At 63.9% G+C, this 9,378-nt stretch carries 7 protein-coding genes, 1 tRNA gene, 1 other RNA gene and 2 pseudogenes; 3 read left to right on the top strand and 8 right to left on the bottom strand.

The window, feature by feature from the left end; all coding sequences use genetic code 11:
* Positions 1-132: 132 nt before the first annotated feature.
* The 4 genes from XpopCFBP1817_RS10175 to birA form a co-directional block, all read right to left on the bottom strand.
* Positions 133-208: transfer RNA gene (locus tag XpopCFBP1817_RS10175), tRNA-Thr, on the bottom strand.
* A 189-nt stretch (positions 209-397) separates the two neighbouring features.
* Positions 398-1,276 carry an SPOR domain-containing protein gene (locus XpopCFBP1817_RS10170; protein WP_128417042.1) on the bottom strand — a complete coding sequence of 293 codons (879 nt, stop codon included), beginning with the start codon at positions 1,274-1,276 and terminating at the stop codon, positions 398-400.
* Positions 1,277-1,427: 151 nt separating this feature from the next.
* Positions 1,428-2,156, bottom strand: a complete 729-nt coding sequence (locus XpopCFBP1817_RS10165; protein WP_128417041.1) for a type III pantothenate kinase — start codon at positions 2,154-2,156, stop codon at positions 1,428-1,430.
* Positions 2,153-3,166: a bifunctional biotin--[acetyl-CoA-carboxylase] ligase/biotin operon repressor BirA gene (birA, locus tag XpopCFBP1817_RS10160; protein WP_341866004.1), complete on the bottom strand. Its 1,014-nt coding sequence runs from the start codon at positions 3,164-3,166 to the stop codon at positions 2,153-2,155. The genes XpopCFBP1817_RS10165 and birA overlap by 4 nt, the downstream gene beginning before the upstream one ends.
* A 79-nt stretch (positions 3,167-3,245) precedes the next feature.
* Here birA and XpopCFBP1817_RS10155 point away from each other — a divergent pair, with 79 nt between their 5' ends.
* Positions 3,246-3,521, top strand: coding sequence for a hypothetical protein (locus tag XpopCFBP1817_RS10155; RefSeq protein ID WP_128417039.1), 276 nt, complete (start codon positions 3,246-3,248; stop codon positions 3,519-3,521).
* 8 nt (positions 3,522-3,529) lie between these two features.
* Positions 3,530-4,288, top strand: a complete 759-nt coding sequence (locus XpopCFBP1817_RS10150; RefSeq protein WP_128417044.1) for a M90 family metallopeptidase — start codon at positions 3,530-3,532, stop codon at positions 4,286-4,288.
* Between the two features lie 158 nt (positions 4,289-4,446).
* Here XpopCFBP1817_RS10150 and XpopCFBP1817_RS10145 read toward each other — a convergent pair.
* Both XpopCFBP1817_RS10145 and XpopCFBP1817_RS10140 read right to left on the bottom strand, forming a co-directional pair.
* Positions 4,447-5,667: pseudogene (locus tag XpopCFBP1817_RS10145) on the bottom strand (DUF1501 domain-containing protein).
* Positions 5,668-5,689: 22 nt separating this feature from the next.
* Positions 5,690-6,979, bottom strand: a pseudogene (locus XpopCFBP1817_RS10140) (DUF1800 family protein).
* A 125-nt stretch (positions 6,980-7,104) separates the two neighbouring features.
* On the opposite strand from XpopCFBP1817_RS10140, the gene XpopCFBP1817_RS10135 reads away from it, so the two are divergent.
* A non-coding RNA gene (locus XpopCFBP1817_RS10135) (sX9 sRNA) lies at positions 7,105-7,180 on the top strand.
* A gap of 65 nt (positions 7,181-7,245) precedes the next feature.
* Here XpopCFBP1817_RS10135 and XpopCFBP1817_RS10130 read toward each other — a convergent pair.
* Both XpopCFBP1817_RS10130 and XpopCFBP1817_RS10125 read right to left on the bottom strand, forming a co-directional pair.
* Positions 7,246-8,616, bottom strand: a complete 1,371-nt coding sequence (locus XpopCFBP1817_RS10130) for an ATP-binding protein (RefSeq protein ID WP_208619598.1) — start codon at positions 8,614-8,616, stop codon at positions 7,246-7,248.
* A gap of 74 nt (positions 8,617-8,690) precedes the next feature.
* The gene (locus XpopCFBP1817_RS10125) at positions 8,691-9,374 is read right to left on the bottom strand and encodes a response regulator transcription factor (protein ID WP_002808458.1); all 684 of its coding nucleotides are present in this window, start codon (positions 9,372-9,374) and stop codon (positions 8,691-8,693) included.
* Between the last annotated feature and the right edge of the window lie 4 nt (positions 9,375-9,378).

Here is a 9,378-nt window from a genome sequence, read left to right as displayed (position 1 = left end):
CGCTGATTTTTTGAAGGTATGGTCATCATCCAGTGCGTGTCACCACGGCTACGACTTGGTTGTTCGAGGTGCCCATAAGTGAATACTTAGGCCACGAGGTCATCTGGGGACAACTGAGGTTCGCCCTCAGCTTGGTGCCGCTTGTCCGAATCGAACGGACGACCTACTGATTACAAATCAGTTGCTCTACCGACTGAGCTAAAGCGGCAATGTCGTACTTCTCTTGCTTAAACCGTGTTCGACTCGCCTCGCAGTCTACACGCTGGCGAGCCTAAAGCCTTGCCTTGCTTAGCTCTGGGTCCTACTGACACAACAACCCCGTCCGAGTTACAAAGCGGTTGCTCTACCAACTGAGCTATGCCGGCAAAGCCAGGCGCGTTGCGCGCCGGTGCGCATTCTAGCGCAGCGCGGCGCAATCTAGCGGCCGCTGACGCGTCGCACCTGCAGTGCCCTGCAATGTGGTGATCGCGACCGTGCTGCGCACATCGATCCACCAGCGCGATTGCCCGGTGCCGCTGGGCATCAGCTGCGCTGGGAACCCCGCACCGACCAAACTGGCCTGACGCCGCTCGGCCCGCTCACGGCTTTGGTACTGCCCCAAGGCGACTGTGTTGTCTTCGCCCTGCGCGATCACGTAGTAGTCGCCGAGGCCGGCTGCGGCAATACGCTTGACCAGCGCCTGCGTCGCCGCGCGATCGCCCACGCTGGGCAGCATCACCCGGAACGTACGGACCCCGGCATCCTTGTCCTCGCGCACGCTGGTGCGCGTGGCCTGACCACGAATACGTGCCAGCGCGGCATCTGCATCGGCGCTGGCCGGATATGGCCCTAGGCTGGCGCAGCGTTCTGGTGCAGGAGTCGGCACCGTTGCCAATGTCTTTAGGGCAGCCGCCACAGCAACCTCGGCAGGTTTCGGAGCGACCTTGGCTGTCGCCGGACTCTCGGGCGACGTCGGCGCTGTTTCGGCCACTGCGGTGGCAGCCGAAGCTGTCGAAGGTGCCGCCGCCGCTTGTTCCGTTGATGTCTCAGCTGCTGCCGGTGCCGGTGCAATCGACGTCGCTGCCGGCACGGCGGAGGGAGTTGATGGTGCCGCCACAGCCTGTCCCGATATCGCCGCCGCCGCCTCTGCTGCGATGTTCGGCAACACCTCCAGCCGCGCCACACCTGCTCGCTGCGCAGGAGCAGCCAACGCTGCCGGAGCCGGCTGCAACGCCCACCACAACGCCACTCCGGCATTGAGGATGATCAAGACAACGATGAGCGCGCGTACATACATGCGATGGACTCTAAGAGTGGCTAACAACACCTGGCGAGAGCTCGTTGACTCAACGCGAACGGCAGGCAGTGACCTCAGTGTACGAGCGCTTCATCGCGATTCCGAGCACCGGCCGACCACCTCGCAGCTACGCATCGTTTCGACAGCAGCCTCAAGGCGCAGACGCAGACCTCGCCCAAATCGCCAGCCCGTCCAGCACCAGCGCGGCGCGGAACGTGGCATCCGGCAACAACGGCAGCAACGGTGGCGCGCCGCCGCCGTGCACCAGCAAGCGCACCGGCACGCCCAGGCGACGTTGCGCGTGCTGCAGGCTGCGCTCGATCAGCGCCACCGCCGCACCATCGCAGCCGGAGGTCAGCGCATCGTCGGTGTCGTTGGCCAGCTCCACATAGCTGCCGCCGCTGGCAGGCAACTGCACCGCGCGCGCATGCAGCGCTTCGCGCATCGTGGTCGGCGAGGCGGCGATGCGCCCGCCATGGTGTTGCCCATCGGCGCCGAGCACATCGATGGTCAACGCGGTGCCCACGCCGGCCACCAGCACCGGTGCGTCGCCGCGTGCGCCCAGCAGCGCCAGGAAACGATCCACCCCGAAGCGGCTCGGGTCTGCATAGGCAATGCGGATGCCGGCGCACTCGGCCGCAGTACGCACGATGCGGACCTGCTCGAAGCGCTCGCGCAGGCAGGCGATCATCCGCCGCGTCAACGCCGGCGCAGCCACGCTGGCCACATGCGCGATGCGCCCGGTCGGCAACGCCAGCAGCGCGGCCGCATCCATGGCCTCAGCGCCGTGCGGCCACGCCTGCACATCGCCAGCACTGTTGTGGTGCAGCGGTGCGGATTTGAACCGCGAATTTCCCAGGTCGAACAACCACTCGCTCATGCAGGTCTCACGCTCACTTCTCCGGAGTGGAACAGGCGCACCGTCTCGTCCAGTTGCACCCGCAGCGCGCCGTCGGCAGCCAGGCCGAGCACAACACCGTGATGCCGGGTGCCGGCCTCTTCGACCTGCACCGCGCGGCCACGCAATACATCCAATGCCGCATAGCGACTCAGGAACGGGGCCAGTTCCTGCGCCTCGAACAGGTCCAGCGCCGGCAACAGCCCGGACAGCACCGCAGCCACCACGGTATCGCGCAGCACCACGCGGCCGGCCAGGGTATCCAGATCCACCCACGGTTGGTCGATCACAGCGGCGGCCGCAGCGGGCATGTGCACGTTCAAGCCCAGCCCGATCACCGCACGCGCATTGCCGGCCATCTCGCCGCCGCCTTCGATCAGCAGGCCGCCCAGCTTGCGCTCGCGCGCCAGCAGATCGTTGGGCCACTTCAGCCCGACATCGGCAAAGCCGCAACCGCGCAAGGCTTCGGCCACTGCCACACCCACAGCCAGACTCAGCCCGGCCAGCTTGCCAAAACCACCGCTGAAGCGGCGCGAGGCCGACAGATAGATGTGCGCGCCCAGCGGCGAGGTCCATTGGCGGCCGCGTCGGCCACGTCCACCGGTCTGACGCTCGGCCAGCAGCACCGCTACGCCCTGCGGCGGCGGCGCACGCGCCAGCAAGCTGGTGTTGGTCGATTCCAGCGTCCAGGCGACATCCAATGCGGCCAAGCCCGCCAGCGCGTCGGTCGACATCGCCGCACGCATCCGCGCAGCGTCCAGCAGATCCAGTGGCGCCGCCAGACGATAGCCATCGCCGGCCCGCCCCTCGATCTCTACACCGGCTGCACGCAAATTTTGAATGCGTTTCCACACTGCCGCACGAGTCAAACCGGCATCGCGCGCCAACGCATCGCCGGATAGCCGGCCGCTCGCAAGTTTGGCCAGCAACGCGCGGTCATCCACGGCAAGTCCCCAAATCGATCCATGAAAGTATGCGCCAAGCCCACCCAGGCGCCCAGCGCGGCTTGCGTGAGGGAGTGAAAAGCACGTTATGATCAAAGGCTGACGCCGCTTGCCCTGGATGTGGACGATGCGCCGAATCACGGTTTGCCTGCTCTTGTTATTGGCTCCGCTTGCCGCCCTGGCAGCGGACCAGCTGCGTGATGGCGACCATGAGAGCTGCGTCAGTGCCAATTCGGCTGCGCGCGGCAGGACGCCGAATGGCGAAGCCGCTGCACCGGCACGCAGCAACGCACACAAGCCTGCGCCGGCCACCGGCGGTGGTGGCAGCGACGGTGATTCGTTGTTCCCACGCATGCGCATGATGCCGCGTTGGCACAGCTTTCTGCCGGGCATGTTCCGCTGATCCAGTGGCTGTTGCGCTGGCTGCGCCGGCCGCCTCTCGACATTGCTGATGCGTTATGGCTGCCGGTCTGCACCGGCTGCGCCTGGGTCGCCGCTCTCGATCCGCCTCGCCAACAACGCCTGCGCGCGCTGGCCGCGCAGTTCCTGCAGCAAAAAACGATTTCCCCGGTCGAGGGGCTGCAGCTGCATCCGCACGATCATGTGCTGCTGGCGGCCACCTGCTGCCTGCCACTGTTGGAAATCGGTGAGGCAGGCTGGCCCGGCTGGTCGCAGTTGATCGTCTACCCGGATGCGTTCTGCGTGCAGCGCACGCATATGGATGCTGCGGGCGTGATGCATGCATGGGACGACACCTTGATCGGCGAGGCCTGGGAGCAAGGCCCGCTGATCGTCAGTTGGGCCGATGTACAGGCCGATCTGGACGACCCGCAGGCCGGCTTCAACGTGATCGTGCACGAGATGGCGCACAAGCTCGATGCATTGGATGGCGCACTCGACGGCACACCGCCGCTGCCGCGCGATGCGCAACGCGCGTGGGCACGCGATTTTCAGCAGGCCTTCGATGCGTTCTGCCAACGCGTGGGTGCCGGTGAAGATACTGAAATCGATCCGTATGCCGCCGAGGCACCGGAGGAATTCTTCGCGGTCGTCAGTGAGTATCACTTTTCCGCACCGCAAGTGATTGAGTGCGTCATGCCGGATGTCGCTGCGCAGTTGACGCGTTTTTATGGGCCTTCGCCGTTCGCTTCGTCGTCGGCGCAGCGCTGATGTTGCGATGCCATCACTCGTTACTTGCGATTGTCGCAATGCAACCATTTCGCGCGCATTGATCGCACGCGTTCTGGGCGAATTGAAAACAACGATACGCAACATCGTACAAGTGTCAAATCGGCACTGATGGACGTCTGCAGCGCACTGTCGCGGACTCAGACCAGCCCAAGATCGCGCGGCTTGGCACCGGGAAACACTCGCTCCAACTGCGCAGGCGACAATCCCCTCAACCGACGTGATAGACCACCGAACAGACGACGGTAATTGGTGAGCACAGGATAATCGCGGTTTTGCATCAGCTGCGCCTGCGCAATGGCCGCCTGTTCGCCAGCGATACGACCACCCTGCACGCTACCACCCAGCACCCAGTACGTGGTGCCATGCCCGTGATCGTTGTCCTTGCTGCCGTTCTTGCGAAAGATGCGGCCGAACTCGGACAGCACCACCGCCAAGGTGTCCTTCCACGCCGTCCCCAAGGCGTCGGCATACGCCGCGAGCCCTTCGCCCAGATTGCGCAGATTGTTCGCCAAGCCACCTTCGACATTACCCTGATTGGCGTGCGTGTCCCAGCCGCCGACATCGACGAATCCCAAGCGCTAACGCTCGCGCATCAAGCTCGCCATGCGCCGGCTTTCGTCGGCGAAAGTGCGCGCGCTGGCGGCGCCGCGACCGGCCTGCTCCCTTTCTTCGCGCAGCTGCGCGGTCACCTGCTGACGCAACGCCAGACCTTCGCGCGCGGCCGACGCCAGCGGCGTTGCGTCGTACATCTGCGACAGAATCTGCGCCTGACGCGCATCCAGACCACCTTTGCCTATCCCCTGCAACGACAGGTTGGGCAGGTCGCCGCCACCTTGAAACGTCAGGGGCAACGAATCGGTAAACGCAATTGCCGGCACTCCGCTGAGCACCCCCGGAAAACGCGCCATGAAACCGGATCGATCATCGCGGCGCTGCCGGCCGGCTTGACCCGATTCGATATCGTCCTGGGTTTCGAAATGACTGCGCGACAGATCGTCGGTGCCGGCAAACGGCACAAACGCCAGTTGCTGGCGTTGCCATAGCGGCAGCAGCGCATCGCGCATCACCGGGTTGAGACCACATTGCGCATCCAACGCGACGGCGCTCTTTGGATTAGATGCATCCGGCCGCGCAATCGCCAAGGTCGGGCGCGACTGATAATAAAAATCGCTGGCATGCGGCACCAATAGATTCTTGCTGTCGTAACCATCGCGTGGAAACACCACCAGCATGCGCGCACTGGCGCGTGGCGCGGCGAACAGGCGACCGGACCACGGCAGGCTCGCCGCCGCTGCAGAGGCAAGCAGAAATTGACGTCGTTGCCTGGTGCACTCCTGCGGCGATGACCGCTCGGCGATTGAGGAATCAGCGGCCGTTAAATCAGCGATAGTTGAAGTCGGGCGATGACAGCAGGAACCCATTCCATTGCGCCGGCGAACGCGCCGGGCTCATTGCCTCACGCGTTCCGCTGGAAAGCGATGGCTCAACCCAGCGATACGCTGGACGCGTATCGATTTGCGTCAGCGCCGGAATTGGCGTGTCGTTATCGCCATCGAAGCGAAGCAGTTGCTTCGGTCCGCCGCCCAGCGAACGCGTCACCTTGAAGCGTCGCGCCAGGTGCCCGGAGCTGGTCCATGCCTGCGATTGCAGCGACCAACCATCGGCTGTGATGCGCCCGAACACCGGCTCGCCAAGTTGCTGCACCCAGCCCACCATCGGCGCGGCGTTGACCACTGGTTGATCCTCGTAGGCCAGCCGCCTGGCCGAGACCACAAGCCGATTCGGATGCTTAAACTTGCGCGGTTGCGCCTGCGCAAATTCCGGCGCCTCCAGCATGGTCTGCATCACCTTGGCGATGTCGCCGTCGCTGCGCTGGAAGGTGCTTGCCATGCGCTCGATCAGCGCGATAGGCGACTTATCGCTGACGAAGTACTCGGCCAGGCGTTGCGACACAAACTGCGCACATGCCGGTTGTCGCGCCAATAGCTGCACTGCACGTTCCATCTGATCCAGACCGCCACTGGCGATGCGTTGGCCCAGCAAGATCTTCTCGCCGGGTTGATGGCGCACACGATTGAATTCGAACAAGCCCTTGCGCACCACCTGCGGTTGCCCCGGCACGGCAGGTGGTAAGAGCGGAGCACCCTCGGCCTTGATCGGCACCAAGCCGGCACCGGTGACTATCAGCGCCAGTTGCTGCACATCCTGCTGGCTATAGCCGCCATTCACGCCCAGCGTGTGCAACTCCATCAACTCGCGCGTGTAGGCAAGGCCGCTTTCTCATCGCCATCGGGCAGCGTGTGCAGACGGATCTTGTCCGCCTCGTCCTGCGTCAACAAGGTGACCAAAGGCGTATGCAGCGCATCGAACTGCTGCAGTTGTGCGCGAATCGGCGCTGGCATCGCCGCATCGTCGCTGGCTTGCAACAACAGTGCGCCATAACGCGTGGTGCCGCGCCGCTGCAGTTGCGCTGCGCTATCGGCATCCACACCGTAAGTCGCACGCGGCAAGCAGCGTGTCGGTGTCGGCGTCAGTGGCGCTTCGGCGGCGAGGCTCGACAGTGCGAACACACCGGCCCGCCAACAGCAACGGCACGCGCCATCTGCCCTGTCGACGTGCTTCTGATAGCCGTGAGTTTCCCGAACGTGCCTGCGCAACGCGCTCGAACATGCAGCTCTCCATCGCAACGGCCTGCAACCGGCCCAGTATGGTCAAGCCAACGCGTGAGGTGTTAGAGCGGCTAACAAAACTACTGCGCAGCCGCCAGGCGGGCGCGGCCGGTGCTCGGAATCCTCATGTACCACTCGTACACTCCGGTTCCTGCGCGCCGTCCGCACCCACCTGACGACTGCTCGCTACGTTTTGTTAGCCGCTCTAAACGGGTGTCGGAGTGCGCTGCGACATTGGACACGGGGTCATCCCGCAACGCATGCCGGTCACAATCCCGGCGGCAAGGTCACATCGAAGCGGGCGCCACCCAGTTCCTGCGAGCGCACCACCTGCAATTCGCCGCGGTACGCCTTGATCAGATCCTGCACGATCGACATACCGATGCCGTGGCCTTGCACGCGTTCATCGCCACGGACGCCACGTTGCAGAATTTTGGCTACATCTTCCGGCGCGATGCCGGGGCCATCGTCTTCCACCGACAGGATCAATCCGGCGCGCCGGCTACCGGTGGTGGGACCCGGCTGAGCAGTCAGCAGCACGCGGCTGCGCGCCCACTTGAAGCCGTTTTCCAGCAGATTGCCAAGCAATTCTTGCAGATCGCCCGGCTCACCATGAAAACGCGCTTCGGGGTAAATATCGAATTCGCACAGCACACCCTTGACCGAATAGACCTTCTCCAGCCCGCGCACGATTTCTTCGGCGGTCGACTCGATCGGCAACGGCGCGGCAAACAGCTTGTGCCCGCTGGAAGCTGCACGTGCGAGTTGGTAAGACACCAGGTCGTTCATGCGACGCAGCTGCACGTCCATTTCCTGGTGCAGATCGCGCTCGGATTGACCGCTATCCAGCTGGGTGCGCAACACCGCAATCGGCGTCTTGAGGCTGTGTGCCAGATCGGCCAGCGTATTGCGCTGGCGATCCAGATTGTCGCGCTCGCTTTCGATAAAGGCGTTGATGCTTTCGGTCAGCGGTTCGAGTTCGCGCGGATGTTGCTCGCTCATGCGCTGGATTTCGCCGCGCTGCACCTTGGATAGCTCATTGATCACCCGCCTTAGCGGACGCAGGCTCCACTGCAGGATGAAGGCCTGCAGCACCAGCAGCACCACACCGGCACTGCCGAGATAGAACCACACCGCACTACGGAACACTCGGAGCTGCGCGCCCATCGAGCGCGCGTCTTCCATCACGTAAATGGTGTATGGAATCTCTCCGCCGTGTTCGCGTTCGACATAGCTCACGCCCAGGCCATAGCGGTACAGCTCGCCCAGACTGCCGTCGATCTGGGTCATCTCCAGCGGGCCGATAAACTCTTCCTGGCGCGGCTCGAGCATGCGCCCGTGCGGAATGTTCGGGCCTTCGGCCGACATCGAGGTCCAGCTTTCGTCCGGGCGCACGACTTCGACATACAGCCCGCCGCCGGGAACGTCGAAGCGTGGATCAGGCGGTTGGCCGCCGATATACAGCGAGCCATCGCGAACGAAATCGATATTGGCGGCGTACGCGGAGGCGTAGTTCTTCAGCCGCTCGCGCAGATTCTTTTCAGCAGTGTCGGCGAACGCCACATCCAGCGCGTAGCCCGCCAGTGCCAGAAACGCCACCAGACTGAGGCTGGCAGCCAGCAACTGGCGGGCCTGCAAAGAGCGCGGCCGCCAGCGTCTGTACCACTTGGAGCGCACCGACACCGAAGTCTTCCTGCTACCGACGCGCTGACTCAGCCTTCGGTGCGCGGAATAGCGAAGCGGTAGCCGCGGCCACGCACGGTCTCGATCGGCTTGAGCTCACCATCGGGGTCGAGCTTCTTGCGCAGGCGACCGATGAACACTTCCAGCACGTTCGAGTCGCGATCGAAATCCTGCTGATAGATGTGCTCGGTTAAGTCGGCCTTGGAGACCAATTCGCCGGCATGCATCATCAGGTACTCGAGCACCTTGTACTCGTAGCTGGTCAGATCGACGTTGGCGCCGTTGACGCTCACCGTCTGCGCTGCCAGATCCAAGGCAACCGGGCCGCATTCCAGGGTCGGCTTGCTCCAGCCAGCCGCACGCCGCAGCAACGCATTGACGCGCGCCAGCAGCTCTTCGACATGGAAGGGCTTGACCAGGTAATCATCGGCGCCCTGCTTGAGGCCTTCGACCTTGTCCTGCCAGCTCGAACGCGCGGTCAGGATCAGCACCGGGAATTTCTTGCCCTCGTCGCGCAGCGCCTTGATCAGCTCCATGCCCGACATCTTGGGCAAGCCAAGGTCGATGATGCCAACGTCGAACGGCACTTCGCGGCCCATGTACAGACCTTCTTCGCCGTCTTGTGCAGCGTCGACAGCAAAGCCTTCACGCTTCAAGCGCGCGGCAAGTGTCTCGCGCAGCGGAGCTTCGTCTTCGACCAAAAGGATACGCATGCAC

The sequence above is a fragment of the Xanthomonas populi genome, assembly GCF_002940065.1.
Lineage (GTDB): Bacteria > Pseudomonadota > Gammaproteobacteria > Xanthomonadales > Xanthomonadaceae > Xanthomonas > Xanthomonas populi.
Note: the sequence above shows the minus strand (reverse complement) of the source record. Positions and strands in the feature narration are given on the sequence as shown.

What these genes read in the sequence shown, in the direction of transcription:
- XpopCFBP1817_RS10155 (WP_128417039.1), top strand. Translation starts at nt 3,246, where the DNA reads ATGCGCCGAATCACGGTTTGCCTGCTCTTGTTATTGGCTCCGCTTGCC.
- XpopCFBP1817_RS10165 (WP_128417041.1), bottom strand. Translation starts at nt 2,156, where the DNA reads ATGAGCGAGTGGTTGTTCGACCTGGGAAATTCGCGGTTCAAATCCGCA.
- XpopCFBP1817_RS10170 (WP_128417042.1), bottom strand. Translation starts at nt 1,276, where the DNA reads ATGTATGTACGCGCGCTCATCGTTGTCTTGATCATCCTCAATGCCGGA.
- XpopCFBP1817_RS10125 (WP_002808458.1), bottom strand. Translation starts at nt 9,374, where the DNA reads ATGCGTATCCTTTTGGTCGAAGACGAAGCTCCGCTGCGCGAGACACTT.